Source organism: Bacillus sp. ATD (assembly GCF_050585765.1).
Lineage (GTDB): Bacteria > Bacillota > Bacilli > Bacillales > Bacillaceae > Bacillus > Bacillus stercoris.
On sequence record NZ_JBOBQH010000001.1, the window covers coordinates 197,693 to 215,112 of the forward strand.

Genomic DNA, 17,420 nt, shown 5'->3' on the forward strand with positions numbered 1-17,420 from the left:
ATTTGGAGGAGAATATTTTGAGCATCTTAGATATCTTAATCCTCCTGGCGCCGATCTTCTTTGTTATCGTGCTGGGTTGGTTTGCAGGACATTTTGGAAGTTATGATGCCAAGTCGGCAAAAGGGGTAAGTACGTTAGTAACGAAATACGCACTTCCAGCTCACTTTATCGCTGGTATTTTGACAACTTCCAGAAGTGAATTTTTATCACAAGTTCCTTTAATGATTTCTTTAATTATTGGGATTGTTGGTTTCTATATCATCATTCTTTTGGTTTGCAGATTTATTTTCAAGTATGATTTAACGAACTCATCTGTATTTTCTTTGAACTCTGCACAGCCGACATTCGCGTTTATGGGTATTCCTGTATTGGGAAGCTTATTCGGAGCGAATGAAGTTGCGATTCCGATCGCGGTCACAGGTATCGTGGTAAACGCGATTCTTGATCCGCTCGCGATCATTGTTGCTACTGTAGGTGAGACTTCTAAGAAAAACGAAGAGGGCGGCGACAGCTTCTGGAAGATGACAGGAAAATCAATCCTGCATGGTCTTTGTGAGCCGCTTGCAGCTGCTCCGTTAATCAGTATGATCTTAGTGTTGGTGTTCAACTTCACTCTTCCTGAGCTGGGTGTTAAAATGCTCGATCAGCTTGGAAGCACAACATCTGGTGTTGCTCTCTTTGCTGTCGGTGTTACCGTTGGTATTCGTAAAATTAAACTCAGTATGCCGGCTATCGGTATTGCGTTACTAAAAGTTGCGGTTCAGCCTGCGTTAATGTTCCTGATTGCTCTTGCAGTCGGACTTCCAGCTGACCAAATGACAAAAGCGATCCTTCTTGTTGCATTCCCTGGTTCTGCCGTTGCAGCCATGATTGCGACTCGTTTCGAGAAACAAGAAGAAGAAACTGCGACTGCGTTTGTGGTCAGTGCGATTCTGTCTTTGATTTCACTTCCAATCATTATCGCGCTTACTGCGTAACAAAAAAAGCTCCCTTTACGGGGAGCTTTTTGCTTTAGGTTTGAAATTTGAACAGTGACAGCAGCGGTTTTTTTCTTGTTTTGGTTTTTTCAGAAGCAGCAGCAGTCTCGGGGATCGGCTGAGCGGTGAATTCTTTCATTTGTGAGGTCAGTGATTGCAGGTCTGCAAGAATATCATCAATTTCTCTGCGGTGCTGAAGCAGCTGGTAAGATACACCTTCATCGGCTTTTTGTTTCAGCTGGCGTTCCAGCTCCGAAATCCTTGCTATCAGTTCGTTTTCGTCCTGCCTTTGCTGTAAAAGGGTGTCCAGCTTTTGTTCAAGCTGCTCGATTCTTCGTTCTGTGTCGCCATTTGTTTTTTGGACAAGGAAGCCTGTGCGCTTTTTAGCGCTTTTCGGCAGATGAATATCTTGAATCGCCGTGCCTTCAGAGATTTGTTTTTGAACAGATTTTAGAACCTTCACGTCTTCTGCCGTGAACGAATAATGTCCGAGCTCATTGCGTTCGGCCGGGAGATTCAGCTGCTTCACCCACCGCTGCACCGTTTTTGCGGAGACGCCGAGTTCACTTGCTACCATATTTGTATTCATGATCCCATACCTCCTTTTTAGCTAGGTATTCGACCATAGAATGCGGTTCCCTTCCCGTTAGACAAAACAAGAAAAGATTCGGCAAAGAAAGTGGGTATCTCCTTTTTTTCTTCAAAAAATATTATTGTTCATACAGTTCTAAAGGAAGCTGGTCAGGATCAAAAAAGAAGGTGAAACGCTTTCCGGTCAGCGGATCTGTTCTGATCGGCTCTGTTTCGATTCCTTTTTCATGAAGCGCCTGAACCGCCTCATCCAAGCTGCTGACTGTAAAGGCGAGGTGACGCAGGCCTGCAGCTTCAGGCTGGGTTTGGCGTTCGGGCGGGTCGGGAAACGAGAACAGTTCAATGGCATACGAGCCGTTAAGCGACAAATCAAGCTTATAGGAGCCGCGCTCTTCGCGGTACGTTTCTTGAATCACCTGAAAACCAAGCTTATGTACGTAGAAAGCTTTCGACTTTTCGTAATCTGAACATATGATTGCAATATGATGTATGGATTTCAGCAACAATATCCCTCCTCGATTCCCAGTATAGCAGAGGAGGCTTTTAAAGCTGGGATTGAAATGCTTTTGACTGGGGTTAATCACTATACTATAATGAGAATGTTACGCACAGGAAAACAGAGGTGAAGACCGTGTTAGACCGTTTAAAATCAATCGAAGAACGATACGAAAAATTAAATGAGCTTTTAAGCGATCCAGAAGTAGTCAACGATCCGAAAAAGCTGAGAGAATATTCAAAAGAGCAATCTGATATACAAGAAACAGTTGACGTATATAGACAATACAGAGATGCGTCAGAACAGCTGGCTGATGCAAAAGCAATGCTTGAAGAGAAGCTGGACGCTGAGATGCGCGACATGGTGAAGGAAGAGATTTCTGAACTTCAGAAGGAAACGGAAACACTGTCAGAACGCTTGAAAGTGCTCTTGATCCCGAAAGATCCTAATGACGACAAAAACGTTATCATGGAGATTCGCGGAGCTGCGGGAGGCGAGGAAGCCGCTTTATTCGCTGGCAACCTGTACAGAATGTATTCCCGTTACGCTGAGCTTCAAGGCTGGAAAACAGAGGTCATGGAAGCGAATGTAACCGGAACAGGCGGCTACAAAGAGATCATCTTTATGATTACGGGAAGCGGCGCATATTCTAAACTCAAATATGAAAACGGCGCCCACCGCGTACAGCGTGTTCCGGAAACAGAATCGGGCGGACGTATCCATACATCCACTGCAACGGTAGCTTGTCTTCCTGAGGCGGAAGAGGTAGAGGTTGACATCCATGAGAAGGATATCCGCGTCGATACGTTTGCTTCAAGCGGACCGGGCGGACAAAGCGTCAACACAACAATGTCTGCCGTTCGTCTGACGCACTTGCCGACAGGTGTTGTTGTATCATGCCAGGATGAAAAATCTCAAATCAAGAACAAAGAAAAAGCAATGAAGGTTCTTCGTGCCAGAATCTATGATAAATTTCAGCAGGAAGCCCAGGCTGAATATGATCAAACACGGAAATCAGCAGTCGGATCTGGTGACCGTTCTGAACGTATCCGCACATACAACTTCCCGCAAAACCGTGTGACGGATCACAGAATCGGTTTGACGATTCAAAAGCTTGATCAGATTCTTGAAGGCAAACTTGACGAAGTGGTTGAAGCGCTGATCGTAGAAGATCAGGCGAGCAAGCTTCAGCAGTCGGAAGGTTAAGATGAAGACGATATTCGAAGCCCTGAAATGGGCTTCTTCTTATTTAACCGAAGCGGGAAGAGAAGAAAATGCTGCCGAGCTGCTATTGCTTTATGATACCGGAATGGAGAGAAGCAGGCTGCTCGCCAGCTTGCAGGAACCGATTGGTGACGACGAACTGTATCGCTTTACGCGTCACGTCGAGATGCATAAAGAGGGCGTGCCGGTTCAATACATTATCGGAAAAGAGTTTTTTTACGGGCGGGAATTTATGGTGAATGATGATGTGCTGATCCCGCGGCCGGAAACAGAAGAGGTTGTCCTTCATTTGCTTGAAAAATATCGTAATGTCTTTTCTGAAGAAGACCGGCTCGAAGTCGTTGACGTTGGTACAGGGAGCGGCGCGATAGCCGTCACGCTTGCGCTTGAAAACCAAAGCTTTTCTGTGTCAGCAGTCGATATTTCGAAAGAGGCGCTGCAAGTCGCCTCTGCCAATGCAGAAAAACTTGGAGCGAATGTGCGCTTTTATCAGGGCGATCTGCTTGAGCCTTTTATTAAGGCGGGAAAAAAAGCAGATATCATTGTCTCGAACCCGCCATATATTTCAGAGGAAGAAATGGCTGAACTATCAGAAATTGTCCGTTTTCATGAGCCGCTGCACGCGCTCACCGATGGTGGAGACGGGCTGAAATTTTATAAGCGGTTTATGGAAGACATCCCGCTTGTCATGAAGGAGAAAGTATTTGTCGTTTTTGAAATCGGCTGGAAACAGGGGGCGGCGGTCAAAGACTTGATCCTCAAGGCGTTTAAGGATGCGGAAGTGGAAGTGCTGAAAGATATTAATGGAAAAGACAGAACCATATGCGCTCTGATTCATAAAAATAAATAAGCAGCTTGCCGGCGAGTGAATGGATCAAGCTGTTGAACACCAGCAAAGGGGATGTAAACATGAAAAAGGCCCTGACAGCAGGAATCCTGCTCATCGCGATTGAGAGCATGATTGGCACCATTTTTTCACAGGCTCCTTCATATGAAGCGATTTTTGGCGTTGCGTCTCTCGTTTTAGTCGGGCTCGCGATCATCACATCGGGTTTGGCTGTAAGCGGAAGCGATCAGCGGGCAAACTACCATTCAGAAACCAAAGAAGGCCGTACATCACGTCTAAAAATGGCAGCCGCTTTTTTTGTTGCGGCGATACCTTCCATTCTATGTTATTTGCTGACGGTTTTGATTTAATAAAAAAGGAAGCCTTTTAGGCTTCCTTTTTTTGCAGTAAAACAGAGTCCCATATCCAATAGATAAGAGCTGTTAATACAGCGAAAAGATAGAAGGCTGTATTTTGAAACAGAGATTGTCCCGAAGGCTGAAGCACGCCGAAAATGATCGCGTTGGCAATAAAAGCAGCGGCAAGGTAATACAGCAGGTACAAAGGGCTGAACCGTTTCGGCTTTTTATTCATCATGATTTGAAGCGGCAGTGCGAAGATCAAATAAGGAAACAGAAAATAAAATGCCATTGTGATGAGAGCGGCAATAATAAATGAATGAATATAAATAACCGAATAAAGAACCGACATCGTGAATGCTGATAAGAGCACTGTATAATTGTATTTCATCTTAAACCTCCTAAAACACTATCGTACCATAAATAAGATTAACAGCTTGCTAGATTTTTTTCACCCTGCACGTTTACCCCAGGTTCTCCTTGTCCATAATAGGGCTAGAAACAAAGCACGGAGAGGAACGGTGGGGACCGATGAAAAAAACAGTAATCATTTGTATATATATCTTTCTTTTATTATCCGGAGCGCTCGTAGGGCTTGCGAAAGAAGAGACGGCACAGCAATCAGAAAATCAGCCGGTGGTCATACCGGATCAGGCGATTCGTTTGAGAATATTGGCAAACAGCGATAGTGATCAAGACCAGCAATTAAAACGTCATATCAGAGACGCGGTGAATAAAGAAATCACAACTTGGGTAAAGGATATTACTTCTATTGAAGAAGCGCGTCGTGTGATTCGCTCAAAGCTGCCTGAAATCAAAGCGATTGCAAAGGAAACGATGGAGAAAGAAGGAGCGAATCAGTCGATATCCGTTGATTTTGACAAAATCTCATTTCCGACAAAGCTTTACGGCAACATGGTTTATCCAGCCGGTGAGTATGAAGCGATTTTGATCACGCTTGGAAACGGCGACGGCGCCAACTGGTGGTGTGTGCTGTTCCCGCCCCTCTGCTTTCTCGATTTTTCTAACGGGGAAGCCGTCAAAGAACAAGAAGATAAAGAAGCCTCAAAAAAGCAGACTGAAAAAGTGCTTGAGGACGTAACCGCTAAAGCAGAGAAAGCAAAAAAAGAAGAGAAAGAAGAGAAGGAAGACGGCACAGAAGTGAAATTCTTCTTAGTCGAATGGATTTCCGACCTTTTTTCCTAATCATCTGGTCTAAAAATAGATTTGCCTCATAGATTTGAAGAAAGAACGAAAAACGGGGTGAACGGATGTTTTATCAACTGCGGGTGGCAAGGGAAAAAGACGGAGAGGTGCTTGAGGAATTTTTAAAACAGGCGAAAACCAGCTATGAAGGCGTGAAAGAAGGTTTCACTCAATTTCTTATGCTGGAGGACAATGAGAAAAACATTGCCGGCTGCCTCGGTATTGAAAAAATAAGCTGTGACCAAGGGCTGCTACGGTCGCTGGTCATATCGGACAAGCTTCACCAAGGCCATATTGTCACGCTTTTTCAAAGCATGGAGGTGCTGTGCGAAAAGCATCAAATCAAAACCGTATATCTAGTAGCGAATCAGCATTCCTCTGCGGACTTTCTGACGGCCATGGGATTTGAAAGAGCTGAAAGTGTACCGGAAGAACTGTTCTCTTCTGATCATTTCTGTGAATCGCGGCAAACAGAAGGGGGCGTTTTGATGAAAAAAACGTCTGGATAAATGCAGTTTATACACATACTTATCCACTTCTTTATTAGCGTTGTCCACAATTTGTGGATAACGCTTGTTTTATTACAGGACATCTTTTATACTTTCAAAAGGATTACACGCGTAAAACAATCGTTTTATTGTTGTGAATAAGGAGTTTGGTCAGAAATGAAAACGAAAAGATGGTTTGTGGATGTAACTGACGAGTTATCCACAAATGATCCACAAATTGCACAAGCAGCCGCTTTGCTCCGAGAAAATGAGGTCGTTGCCTTTCCGACAGAAACGGTATATGGCCTAGGCGCAAACGCGAAAAATACGGATGCCGTCCAAAAAATATATGAGGCAAAAGGGCGGCCGAGCGATAATCCCTTGATTGTCCACATCGCGGATATCAGCCAGCTTGAGGATTTAACGGGCCCAGCGCCGGAAAAGGCGAAAACATTGATGAAGCGGTTTTGGCCGGGAGCACTTACGCTCATTTTGCCTTGCAAACCCGGTGCGCTTTCACCTCGTGTAACGGCAGGTCTTGAAACAGTTGCTATTAGAATGCCGGATCATCCGCTTGCCCTTGCATTGATTCGTGAATCGGGACTGCCGATTGCAGCACCGAGCGCCAATCTATCAGGCAAGCCAAGTCCTACAAAAGCGGAGCATGTGGCTCACGACTTGGATGGCCGCATAGCCGGTATTATGGATGGAGGCCCTACCGGAATCGGAGTCGAATCAACCGTGCTTTCATGTGAGGGCGACGTCCCTGTTCTCCTGCGCCCGGGCGGCATTACGAAGGAACAAATTGAAGCGGTGATCGGACCGATCCATGTGGATAAAGGGCTCAGCGACCAAAATGAGAAGCCGATTTCTCCAGGGATGAAATATACACATTATGCGCCGACAGCGCCGCTTGCGATTTGCGAAGGCAGCCCAGAGCGCATGCAGCACCTCATTCAAGAATATCAACAGGGCGGAAAACGGGTCGGTGTCCTGACAACAGAAGAAAACGCGGGCGTTTATTCCGCTGATTATGTAAAGAGCTGCGGAAGACGTGCTCAGCTTGAGACTGTTGCGGCAGGGCTGTATGATGCTTTACGCAGCTTTGATGAGAATGATGTGGATGTTATTATCTCGGAATCCTTTCCGGACACAGGTGTCGGTCTCGCCATTATGAACAGGCTGATGAAAGCCGCCGGAGGAAGAGTGATTTGCTGAAAGCAGTCGGATGTTCTAACCCTTTTTGGACACGCATAGGCTAAAAAAGCGGGGCGTGTCCAAGGGGGTTATTTATGTATGTCGGATTTGTTTATAGGCGAACTGATGACATTAAGCATCATGGCGTTTGCTTTAGGGATGGATGCTTTTTCTGTCGGCCTTGGAATGGGCATGGTCAAACTCAGAAAGAAGCAGATATTCTATATCGGTTTCATCATTGGCCTTTTTCACGTTATCATGCCTCTCGCGGGGATGGCGGCCGGCAACATGCTGTCAGGGCTCCTCGGCGTGTTAGCGGTTTATATCGGAGGGGCGCTGCTTTTTGTTCTTGGGGTTCAAATGCTTATGGCTTCTTTTAAACAGTCAGAAGAACGATTGATGTCGCCGGCAGGGCCGGGCTTATTGCTGTTTGCCGTCGGCGTCAGCCTTGACAGCTTTTCCGTCGGCTTGAGCTTGGGGATATACGGCTCGCATCCGCTCCTCACAATCACCCTTTTTGGGCTGTTCAGCATGATGCTGACATGGCTTGGCCTTTTGGTCGGAAAACAAGTGCAGTCATGGCTTGGCACATACAGCGAAGCGCTCGGGGGCATCATATTAATCGTATTCGGCCTAAAGCTGCTATTGCCAATTTAATATACCAATAAAAGAAACGAAGTCGCCGTTTCTTTTTTCTTCATATATAATAGAGAAAAATAAGGGGTGACTGACATGGATATTATTTTTGTCTGTACTGGAAATACGTGCCGCAGCCCAATGGCTGAGGCGCTTTTTAAATCAATTGCAGAAACGGAAGGGCTGAATGTCAGTGTCCGCTCGGCAGGCGTGTTTGCTTCGCCTAATGGGAGAGCGACGCCTCATGCAGTCGAAGCGCTGTTTGAAAAACACATTGCCCTTAATCATGTGTCTTCTCCATTAACTGAAGAACATATGGAATCGGCAGATTTGGTTCTGGCTATGACCCATCAGCACAAACAGATCATTGCCAGCCAATTTGGACGTTATCGTGATAAAGTGTTTACATTAAAAGAATATGTCACAGGCAGCCATGGGGATGTTATCGATCCGTTCGGCGGCTCAATTGACATCTATAAACAAACGCGAGATGAGCTTGAAGAACTTCTTCGGCAGCTGGCAAAACAGCTGAAAAAAGAAGGCAGGTAAGTTGCCAGAATATCTGCAAACAGGTCATTTGCAAATCCTGCGTGAAGGAGTAGAATATAGTGAAAAGCACATCATATGGTGTGAATCAAAGAGCGGACAGGCTGCGCGGTCAATAAAGCGGGCGGGCCGCATCACACACGCTGGGAGGAAAAGCAGATGAAAGTAGCCATTGCATCGGATCATGGCGGCGTTCACATTCGAAATGAAATCAAAGATTTAATGGACGAATTGCAAATTGAATATATTGATATGGGCTGCGACTGCGGCAGCGGCTCTGTCGATTATCCGGATTATGCTTTTCCGGTGGCCGAAAAAGTGGTTAGCGGCGAAGTTGACAGAGGAATTTTAATTTGCGGGACAGGCATCGGCATGAGCATTTCCGCAAATAAAGTAAAAGGGATTCGCTGCGCGCTGGCGCACGATACCTTCAGCGCGAAGGCGACGAGGGAGCATAATGACACAAACATCCTTGCGATGGGTGAACGGGTGATCGGCCCTGGTTTGGCTCGGGAAATCGCAAAAATCTGGCTGACCACTAAGTTTACCGGGGGAAGACACCAAACGCGTATTGGAAAAATCTCAGATTATGAAGAGAAGAACCTGTAGGGGTGCTGTTTAATGAATGAGATGAAACAAACGTGGAAGGCGATGCTGTCTGAGTTTCAGGAACAAGCTGAATTGAAACAAGATCAGCTTTTCGTCCTTGGATGCAGCACGAGTGAAGTGGCCGGCAGCCGGATCGGCACATCGGGGAGTGTAGACATTGCAGAAAGCATCTTCAGCGGACTTGCCGAGCTTCGGGAAAAAACGGGAATCCATCTCGCGTTTCAATGCTGCGAGCATTTGAACAGAGCGCTTGTTGTCGAAGCAGACACGGCCCGGCTGTTCAGGCTTCCAACCGTTTCTGCCGTGCCCGTTCCAAAAGCGGGAGGCGCGATGGCGTCTTATGCGTTTAAACAGATGAAGTCTCCCGTTCTTGTTGAAACCATTCAGGCTGACGCAGGAATCGATATAGGCGATACGTTTATTGGCATGCATCTGAAGCCGGTGGCTGTCCCTGTGCGTGTCTCTCAAAACAGCCTCGGTTCAGCCCATGTGACATTCGCGCGTACACGGCCGAAACTAATCGGCGGGGTGCGGGCGGTTTATGATTGCGAATGAAAGGACTGCATGGCCAGTCTTTTCTTTTATTTTAAGACAGTGATATAAATTCCGAACTTTAAATTAAATTTAAGTTATCATTATTCGTTTTTACCAATAAAAATTTAGATTTTTTAAAAATAATCTTTTACATCGGCCTTAAAAACCATGTACAATAGTGATGGTAAAAACAAAGAACAGGATACGGATAGGAGAGGATCTCGCTGATGAAACATTTACCTGCGCAAGACGAACAAGTGTTTAACGCCATTAAAAATGAGCGTGAACGCCAACAGACTAAGATCGAATTGATTGCTTCTGAGAACTTTGTAAGTGAAGCGGTTATGGAAGCACAAGGATCTGTTTTGACAAATAAATACGCAGAAGGATATCCGGGCAAACGCTACTACGGCGGATGCGAGCACGTCGATGTCGCTGAAGATATCGCTCGTGACCGCGCGAAGGAAATCTTTGGAGCGGAGCATGTAAACGTTCAGCCGCATTCAGGCGCACAAGCAAATATGGCAGTGTACTTCACGATTTTGGAGCAAGGCGATACTGTACTTGGGATGAACCTCTCCCACGGCGGCCATTTAACACACGGAAGCCCAGTCAACTTCAGCGGTGTTCAATATAACTTTGTTGAGTACGGCGTAGATAAAGAAACTCAATATATTGATTACGATGACGTGCGTGAAAAAGCCCTCGCTCATAAACCGAAGCTTATCGTAGCAGGAGCAAGTGCGTATCCTCGTACAATCGACTTTAAGAAATTCCGTGAAATTGCTGATGAAGTCGGCGCTTACTTCATGGTGGATATGGCGCATATCGCAGGACTTGTTGCGGCAGGCCTTCATCCAAACCCGGTTCCTTATGCTGATTTCGTTACAACAACAACCCATAAAACACTTCGCGGTCCTCGCGGCGGTATGATCCTTTGCCGTGAAGAGTTTGGCAAGAAAATTGATAAATCAATCTTCCCTGGCATTCAAGGCGGCCCGCTGATGCACGTTATTGCCGCAAAAGCTGTTTCATTCGGCGAAGTATTGCAGGACGATTTCAAAACATATGCACAAAACGTCATTTCAAACGCGAAACGTTTGGCTGAAGCGTTAACGAAAGAGGGCATCCAGCTTGTTTCAGGCGGAACTGACAACCACCTTATCCTTGTTGACCTTCGTTCTCTCGGACTGACTGGTAAGGTTGCAGAGCACGTACTTGATGAAATCGGTATTACATCTAACAAAAACGCGATTCCATACGATCCTGAAAAACCTTTCGTTACAAGCGGCATCCGTCTTGGTACAGCTGCTGTAACCAGCCGCGGTTTTGACGGAGACGCATTGGAAGAAGTCGGCGCTATCATTGCGCTTGCATTGAAAAACCACGAAGATGAAGGGAAACTTGAAGAAGCAAGACAGCGTGTAGCTGCTCTGACTGATAAATTTCCTTTATATAAAGAATTAGATTATTAAGATCCAAAAAACCCGCATGGCGCTTATGCCCGGCGGGTTTTTTGACGATGTTCTTGAAACTCAATGTCTTTTTTTGTAGAATCAATAGAAGTGTGTAATTGTTGATGGGACAATAAAAAAGGAGCTGAAACACAGTATGGGAAAGGTTTATGTATTTGATCATCCTTTAATTCAGCACAAGCTGACATATATACGGAATGAAAATACAGGTACGAAGGATTTTAGAGAGTTAGTAGATGAAGTAGCCACACTTATGGCATTTGAAATTACCCGCGATCTTCCTTTGGAAGAAGTGGACATCAATACACCGGTTCAGGCTGCAAAATCGAAAGTCATCTCAGGGAAAAAACTCGGAGTGGTTCCTATCCTAAGAGCAGGATTGGGAATGGTTGACGGCATTTTAAAGCTGATTCCCGCTGCAAAAGTGGGGCATGTCGGCCTTTACCGTGATCCTGAAACCTTAAAACCCGTGGAATACTATGTCAAGCTTCCTTCTGATGTGGAAGAGCGTGAATTCATCGTGGTTGACCCGATGCTCGCTACAGGCGGTTCCGCAGTTGAAGCCATTCACAGCCTCAAAAAACGCGGTGCGAAAAATATCCGTTTCATGTGTCTTGTAGCAGCGCCGGAGGGTGTGGAAGAATTGCAGAAGCATCATTCGGACGTTGATATTTACATCGCGGCGCTTGATGAAAAATTAAACGAAAAAGGCTATATTGTTCCAGGTCTCGGAGACGCGGGAGACCGCATGTTTGGAACAAAATAAAAAAGAAAACCCCAAAATAAAGGGGTTCTTTTTTTATCCAGTTTTTTGATATTCGGTCAATTTGTATACAATTATAGGTGAAAATGTGAACATTCTGTGGAGACGTAAAGTATAAAAAGTTTTTTAACTTTAAACAGATTGACACATGTTAGGGGCTATTGTATGCTAAACGAGGGTATTATGAGAAGGTTTTCATAGCTTTCATTATAGTCCTCATCCCCAATGTAAATCCTCTCAGCAAACCCGTATTATGAGGATTTATTTAAGCGAATGAAACAGCATCCCTGCAAGGCTTGCGGATGAATGATTTTTTCGAACAGGCCCGTTTTTTGCCGGTCAAAAAAGGTCTTCTACTAAGGGTTAACCGCTGATTTTTGCCGTATCCAAGCTATACATTATTTTTTCATCAGGAGACAGATAATTGATGGACGATCCCAAGCTTACATTTAGCAGACAACGCAAATATTTATTGTTCATTTTGGCAGTGTATGTACTGGGTTATGGTTTAACAGCGTATAAAACCGTTTTTTTAGGCCTTATTCTGGGAACTGTTTTCAGTTTGTTTAATTTTTTACTGCTCGTCAGGAGAATGAATGCTTTTGACAGAGCTGTTGAGAAAGGAAAGTCCATACGATCTCTCGGGAGCGCAGCGCGGTGGTGCAATGCGATTCTTGCTGTGGCTGTCGCCTATAAAAATCCCGAATATTTTCATATGGCAAGTACAGTTATTGGATTAATGACAATATACCCTGTCATTATGATAGATTCCTTTATCCAGCTTAAACGTTCATCAATGGAAGAGAGGTGAAAACCCTTTGAATCATGGTTACAGAACTATAGAATTTCTAGGTCTTACTTTTAATCTGACAAACATTCTGATGATTACTGTGGCGAGTGTGATTGTTTTATTGATTGCTATATTAACGACAAGAACGCTTTCGATCCGTCCTGGAAAAGCCCAGAACTTTATGGAATGGATTGTTGATTTCGTCCGCAATATTATTGGCAGTACAATGGATTTAAAAACAGGGGCTAACTTCTTGGCACTTGGTGTCACATTGCTGATGTACATATTTGTGTCGAATATGCTGGGGCTGCCGTTTTCTATTACAATCGGACATGAGCTCTGGTGGAAGTCTCCGACAGCGGATCCTGCCATTACATTAACGCTAGCCGTGATGGTTGTTGCTTTAACCCACTACTATGGTGTGAAGATGAAAGGGCTCAAGGAATATTCCAAAGATTATTTGAGACCTGTGCCATTCATGCTCCCGATGAAAATCATCGAAGAGTTTGCGAATACGCTGACTCTCGGTTTGCGGCTTTATGGTAACATCTTCGCCGGAGAGATTCTTCTCGGCCTGCTTGCAGGATTAGCGACAAGCCACTATTCGCAAAGCGTGGCTCTCGGTCTTGTCGGTACAGTCGGCGCGATTCTGCCGATGCTGGCATGGCAAGCATTCAGTTTATTTATTGGTGCCATCCAGGCATTTATCTTTACGATGCTGACGATGGTGTACATGTCTCATAAAATCAGTCATGATCATTAAAACATTATATCCAAACGGATAACATTTTAAAGGAGGAACTTTTTCATGAATTTAATAGCAGCTGCGATCGCAATTGGTTTAGGCGCACTTGGTGCAGGTATTGGTAACGGTTTGATTGTTTCACGTACGGTAGAGGGGATTGCCCGTCAACCGGAAGCAGGTAAAGAACTAAGAACTCTTATGTTCATGGGTATCGCATTAGTTGAAGCCCTTCCTATTATCGCTGTCGTTATCGCATTCTTAGCGTTCTTTGGCTAAGCATAAAAGCCTTATATGAACTAAAAATGGCGAAGATCATTCCAAGAGAACCTTCGCCATTGCTTTATGTCTGATAAGCATCCCGCCTTGCCGGCTGAAAAGAGACAAGTGCGGCTGCTGGATCAGCAAAGAAAAACCTGCAGAAGGGAGTTGCCGTAGTAGATGTCTCAATTACCACTTGAACTAGGATTGTCGTTTAACGGCGGAGATATCCTGTTCCAACTGTTAGCTATGTTAATCTTATTAGCGCTTCTGAAGAAATACGCTTTAGGGCCGCTATTAAACATAATGAAACAGCGTGAAGACCACATCGCTGGAGAAATTACGTCTGCTGAAGAAAAAAATAAAGAAGCGCAGCAGCTGATTGAAGAGCAGCGCGTTCTTTTAAAAGAAGCAAGACAGGAATCCCAAACTCTTATCGAAAACGCAAAGAAACTGGGAGAGAAGCAAAAAGAAGAGATTATTCAGGCTGCACGTGCAGAATCTGAACGTCTGAAAGAAGCAGCAAGAACTGAAATCGTGAAGGAAAAAGAACAGGCGGTTTCTGCTCTCCGTGAGCAAGTAGCGTCTCTTTCTGTCATGATTGCGTCGAAAGTGATCGAAAAAGAACTGGATGAACAAGCTCAAGAGAAATTAATCCAGGACTATCTTAAAGAGGTAGGAGAAAGCCGATGAGTGGATCAGCTGTCTCTAAACGATATGCATCAGCTCTTTTTGATATAGCCAATGAGTCCGCTCAGCTGAATCAAGTAGAAGAAGAGCTAATTGTTGTAAAACAAGTATTTCAAAATGAAAAAGCGCTGAATGATGTGTTAAACCATCCGAAGGTGCCGGCTGCGAAGAAAAAAGAGCTGATTCAACATGCATTTGGCTCTTTGTCACAGTCCGTACTCAATACGATTTTTCTTTTGATTGACCGCCATCGTGCCGCGATTGTCCCTGAGCTCACAGATGAGTTTATCAAACTCGCAAATGTGGCCCGTCAAACAGAAGACGCTATCGTATATTCAGTGAAACCGCTGACGGATGCAGAAATGTTACCATTATCACAAGTGTTTGCAAAAAAAGCCGGAGTCGCTTCACTGAGAATCAGAAATGAAGTGCAGACGGATTTAATAGGCGGCATTAAAGTCCGCATTGGAAACCGGATTTATGACGGCAGCGTAAGCGGGAAGCTTCAGCGCATCGAACGTCAATTAGCCGGGGAAAATCGATAGAAGGGGTGAAACCTAAGTGAGCATCAAAGCTGAAGAGATTAGCACACTGATAAAACAGCAAATACAAAATTATCAATCTGATATTGAAGTTCAAGACGTAGGTACAGTCATCCAAGTCGGTGACGGTATTGCTCGTGTGCACGGCCTTGACAACTGTATGGCCGGTGAACTTGTCGAATTTTCAAACGGTGTTTTGGGTATGGCTCAAAACCTTGAAGAATCAAACGTAGGTATCGTCATCTTAGGACCTTTCAGTGAGATCCGTGAGGGAGACGAAGTAAAAAGAACAGGCCGCATCATGGAGGTCCCTGTTGGTGAAGAGTTAATCGGCCGTATCGTAAATCCGCTAGGCCAGCCGGTAGACGGACTTGGCCCGATCCTGACAAGCAAAACTCGTCCGATCGAAAGCCCTGCACCAGGCGTTATGGACCGTAAATCCGTTCATGAACCGCTTCAAACCGGTATCAAAGCGATCGATGCACTGATTCCAATCGGCCGCGGCCAGCGTGAGCTGATCATCGGTGACCGTCAAACAGGTAAAACATCTGTTGCGATCGATGCGATCCTGAACCAAAAAGACCAAGACATGATCTGCGTATATGTTGCGATCGGTCAAAAAGAATCAACAGTCCGCGGCGTAGTAGAAACATTGCGTAAACACGGCGCGCTTGATTATACAATTGTTGTAACGGCGTCTGCGTCACAGCCGGCACCGCTTCTGTACCTGGCACCGTATGCTGGGGTTACAATGGCAGAAGAATTTATGTACAGCGGCAAGCATGTTCTTGTTGTATATGATGATCTTTCTAAACAAGCAGCTGCTTACCGTGAGCTGTCCTTGCTTCTTCGCCGTCCGCCAGGCCGTGAAGCGTTCCCTGGGGATGTATTCTATCTTCATTCCCGTCTGCTTGAGCGTGCAGCAAAGCTTAGCGACGCGAAAGGCGCAGGATCAATTACAGCTCTGCCGTTCGTAGAAACACAAGCCGGAGATATCTCTGCTTATATTCCGACGAACGTCATTTCCATCACCGACGGACAGATCTTCCTGCAATCTGATTTGTTCTTCTCAGGCGTACGTCCAGCGATCAACGCCGGATTGTCTGTATCCCGTGTCGGCGGCTCAGCGCAAATCAAAGCGATGAAAAAAGTATCAGGTACTCTGCGTCTTGACCTTGCGTCATACCGTGAGCTGGAAGCATTCGCTCAATTCGGTTCTGACCTCGACCAAGCGACTCAGGCAAAACTGAACCGCGGTGCGCGTACAGTTGAAGTGCTGAAGCAGGATCTGAACAAGCCGCTTCCGGTTGAAAACCAAGTAGCCATTCTTTATGCGCTGACAAAAGGATATCTTGATGATATTCCTGTGGCGGATATCAGACGTTTTGAAGAAGAGTACTACATGTACCTTGACCAAAACCATAGAGACCTGCTTGACGGAATTGCGAAAACAGGAAACCTTCCTGCTGATGAAGACTTCAAAGCTGCAATCGAAGGCTTCAAACGTACATTTGCACCAAGCAACTAACTCGAATGCTGATGAGAGAAAAAGGTTCTCTTTTTCTCTCTTTTTACGCAGATGAAGAGAAAAGGTGGTGAAATCTTTGGCCTCATTACGCGATATTAAGTCAAGGATCACGTCAACGAAAAAAACGAGCCAGATTACAAAAGCCATGCAGATGGTATCTGCGGCTAAGCTGAATCGTGCTGAAAACAATGCAAAATCATTTGTGCCATATATGGATAAAATCCAAGAGGTTGTGTCAAACGTCGGGAGAGTTTCCGGCAACGTGAAGCATCCGATGCTTCTCAGCAGAGAAGTGAAAAAAACGGCATACCTTGTCATTACGTCTGACCGCGGTCTTGCCGGCGCTTTTAACAGTTCGGTTTTACGAAGTGCTTATCAGGCCATGCAGGAACGTCATCAGTCTAAGGATGAGTATGCGGTGATTGCCATCGGAAGAGTGGGCCGTGATTTCTTTAGGAAACGTGAGATTCCGATCATTTCCGAGTTAACAGGGCTTGGAGATGAAGTAACGTTTACAGAAATTAAGGATCTTGCCCGTCAAACGATCCAAATGTTTATAGACGGTGCGTTTGATGAACTGCACCTTGTTTATAACCATTTTGTCAGCGCCATTTCTCAAGAAGTAACGGAGAAAAAACTTCTGCCGTTATCTGATTTGGGCAGCAGCGGCGGAAAAAGAACGGCGTCTTATGAATTTGAACCATCTGAAGAGGAGGTTCTGGAGGTTTTGCTTCCTCAATATGCAGAAAGCTTAATCTTCGGTGCGCTTCTTGACAGTAAAGCAAGTGAGCACGCTGCAAGAATGACGGCGATGAAAAATGCGACGGACAACGCGAAGGAACTTATCGATTCACTTTCGCTTTCATACAACCGCGCTCGCCAAGCAGCCATCACACAAGAAATTACGGAAATTGTCGGCGGAGCAGCCGCTTTAGAATAG

Annotated in this window: 23 protein-coding genes; 20 read left to right on the forward strand and 3 right to left on the reverse strand. The window is 45.3% G+C overall.

Annotation, left to right across the window (positions count from 1 at the left end):
* The first annotated feature begins 17 nt into the window (after positions 1-17).
* Complete coding sequence (locus ACQXR1_RS00985) at positions 18-977, forward strand: AEC family transporter (RefSeq protein ID WP_014478268.1); 960 nt, start codon at positions 18-20, stop codon at positions 975-977.
* A gap of 34 nt (positions 978-1,011) precedes the next feature.
* Here ACQXR1_RS00985 and racA read toward each other — a convergent pair whose 3' ends face one another.
* Together racA and gloA2 are read right to left on the reverse strand one after the other, a co-directional pair.
* Entirely contained in the window at positions 1,012-1,566 is a 555-nt protein-coding gene (gene racA / locus ACQXR1_RS00990; protein WP_069150493.1) for a chromosome-anchoring protein RacA, read from the reverse strand.
* 121 nt (positions 1,567-1,687) lie between these two features.
* Positions 1,688-2,074 carry an SMU1112c/YaeR family gloxylase I-like metalloprotein gene (gene gloA2 / locus ACQXR1_RS00995; RefSeq protein WP_430771574.1) on the reverse strand — a complete coding sequence of 129 codons (387 nt, stop codon included), beginning with the start codon at positions 2,072-2,074 and terminating at the stop codon, positions 1,688-1,690.
* 125 nt (positions 2,075-2,199) lie between these two features.
* Here gloA2 and prfA point away from each other — a divergent pair, with 125 nt between their 5' ends.
* From prfA to ACQXR1_RS01010, 3 genes are read left to right on the forward strand one after another with little or no spacing between them, the layout of a single operon-like run.
* Entirely contained in the window at positions 2,200-3,270 is a 1,071-nt protein-coding gene (prfA, locus tag ACQXR1_RS01000) for a peptide chain release factor 1 (RefSeq protein ID WP_003227645.1), read from the forward strand.
* Position 3,271: 1 nt separating this feature from the next.
* Positions 3,272-4,138 (forward strand): peptide chain release factor N(5)-glutamine methyltransferase, encoded by an 867-nt coding sequence (prmC, locus tag ACQXR1_RS01005; protein ID WP_430771575.1) that lies wholly within the window; start codon positions 3,272-3,274, stop codon positions 4,136-4,138.
* 59 nt (positions 4,139-4,197) lie between these two features.
* Positions 4,198-4,485 carry a DUF5316 family protein gene (locus ACQXR1_RS01010; protein ID WP_069150492.1) on the forward strand — a complete coding sequence of 96 codons (288 nt, stop codon included), beginning with the start codon at positions 4,198-4,200 and terminating at the stop codon, positions 4,483-4,485.
* A 16-nt stretch (positions 4,486-4,501) separates the two neighbouring features.
* Here the strand turns inward: ACQXR1_RS01010 and ACQXR1_RS01015 are convergent, their stop codons facing one another.
* Positions 4,502-4,864: a UPF0715 family protein gene (locus tag ACQXR1_RS01015; protein WP_014478265.1), complete on the reverse strand. Its 363-nt coding sequence runs from the start codon at positions 4,862-4,864 to the stop codon at positions 4,502-4,504.
* 140 nt (positions 4,865-5,004) lie between these two features.
* On the opposite strand from ACQXR1_RS01015, the gene spoIIR reads away from it, so the two are divergent.
* From spoIIR to atpG, 16 genes are all read left to right on the forward strand, one after another.
* The gene (gene spoIIR / locus ACQXR1_RS01020) at positions 5,005-5,679 is read left to right on the forward strand and encodes a stage II sporulation protein R (RefSeq protein WP_040081545.1); all 675 of its coding nucleotides are present in this window, start codon (positions 5,005-5,007) and stop codon (positions 5,677-5,679) included.
* Between the two features lie 65 nt (positions 5,680-5,744).
* The gene (locus tag ACQXR1_RS01025) at positions 5,745-6,188 is read left to right on the forward strand and encodes a GNAT family N-acetyltransferase (protein WP_430771576.1); all 444 of its coding nucleotides are present in this window, start codon (positions 5,745-5,747) and stop codon (positions 6,186-6,188) included.
* Between the two features lie 156 nt (positions 6,189-6,344).
* On the forward strand, positions 6,345-7,385 hold the full coding sequence (locus tag ACQXR1_RS01030) for an L-threonylcarbamoyladenylate synthase (protein WP_430771577.1): 1,041 nt from the start codon (positions 6,345-6,347) through the stop codon (positions 7,383-7,385).
* A 78-nt stretch (positions 7,386-7,463) separates the two neighbouring features.
* The gene (locus ACQXR1_RS01035) at positions 7,464-8,021 is read left to right on the forward strand and encodes a manganese efflux pump MntP (protein WP_069150488.1); all 558 of its coding nucleotides are present in this window, start codon (positions 7,464-7,466) and stop codon (positions 8,019-8,021) included.
* 75 nt (positions 8,022-8,096) lie between these two features.
* Positions 8,097-8,549: a protein arginine phosphatase PrpB gene (gene prpB / locus ACQXR1_RS01040; protein ID WP_040081549.1), complete on the forward strand. Its 453-nt coding sequence runs from the start codon at positions 8,097-8,099 to the stop codon at positions 8,547-8,549.
* Positions 8,550-8,705: 156 nt separating this feature from the next.
* Complete coding sequence (gene rpiB / locus ACQXR1_RS01045; protein WP_416722521.1) at positions 8,706-9,155, forward strand: ribose 5-phosphate isomerase B; 450 nt, start codon at positions 8,706-8,708, stop codon at positions 9,153-9,155.
* A gap of 12 nt (positions 9,156-9,167) precedes the next feature.
* Positions 9,168-9,710 carry a TIGR01440 family protein gene (locus tag ACQXR1_RS01050; protein WP_147772645.1) on the forward strand — a complete coding sequence of 181 codons (543 nt, stop codon included), beginning with the start codon at positions 9,168-9,170 and terminating at the stop codon, positions 9,708-9,710.
* A gap of 206 nt (positions 9,711-9,916) precedes the next feature.
* Positions 9,917-11,164 (forward strand): serine hydroxymethyltransferase, encoded by a 1,248-nt coding sequence (gene glyA, locus ACQXR1_RS01055; RefSeq protein WP_014665721.1) that lies wholly within the window; start codon positions 9,917-9,919, stop codon positions 11,162-11,164.
* Positions 11,165-11,300: 136 nt separating this feature from the next.
* Positions 11,301-11,930 (forward strand): uracil phosphoribosyltransferase, encoded by a 630-nt coding sequence (gene upp, locus ACQXR1_RS01060; RefSeq protein ID WP_003227670.1) that lies wholly within the window; start codon positions 11,301-11,303, stop codon positions 11,928-11,930.
* 424 nt (positions 11,931-12,354) lie between these two features.
* Complete coding sequence (atpI, locus tag ACQXR1_RS01065; RefSeq protein ID WP_003243159.1) at positions 12,355-12,738, forward strand: ATP synthase subunit I; 384 nt, start codon at positions 12,355-12,357, stop codon at positions 12,736-12,738.
* A 7-nt stretch (positions 12,739-12,745) separates the two neighbouring features.
* A complete protein-coding gene (gene atpB, locus ACQXR1_RS01070) occupies positions 12,746-13,480 on the forward strand; it encodes a F0F1 ATP synthase subunit A (protein WP_014665720.1) in 735 nt (244 codons plus the stop codon).
* A gap of 45 nt (positions 13,481-13,525) precedes the next feature.
* Positions 13,526-13,738, forward strand: a complete 213-nt coding sequence (gene atpE, locus ACQXR1_RS01075) for a F0F1 ATP synthase subunit C (RefSeq protein ID WP_003151167.1) — start codon at positions 13,526-13,528, stop codon at positions 13,736-13,738.
* Positions 13,739-13,900: 162 nt separating this feature from the next.
* Entirely contained in the window at positions 13,901-14,413 is a 513-nt protein-coding gene (atpF, locus tag ACQXR1_RS01080) for a F0F1 ATP synthase subunit B (RefSeq protein ID WP_003244051.1), read from the forward strand.
* Complete coding sequence (locus ACQXR1_RS01085; RefSeq protein ID WP_014665718.1) at positions 14,410-14,955, forward strand: F0F1 ATP synthase subunit delta; 546 nt, start codon at positions 14,410-14,412, stop codon at positions 14,953-14,955. Before atpF ends, ACQXR1_RS01085 begins: the two co-directional genes overlap by 4 nt.
* A 16-nt stretch (positions 14,956-14,971) precedes the next feature.
* On the forward strand, positions 14,972-16,480 hold the full coding sequence (atpA, locus tag ACQXR1_RS01090; protein ID WP_040081551.1) for a F0F1 ATP synthase subunit alpha: 1,509 nt from the start codon (positions 14,972-14,974) through the stop codon (positions 16,478-16,480).
* A 76-nt stretch (positions 16,481-16,556) separates the two neighbouring features.
* Positions 16,557-17,420 (forward strand): ATP synthase F1 subunit gamma, encoded by an 864-nt coding sequence (atpG, locus tag ACQXR1_RS01095; protein WP_040081552.1) that lies wholly within the window; start codon positions 16,557-16,559, stop codon positions 17,418-17,420.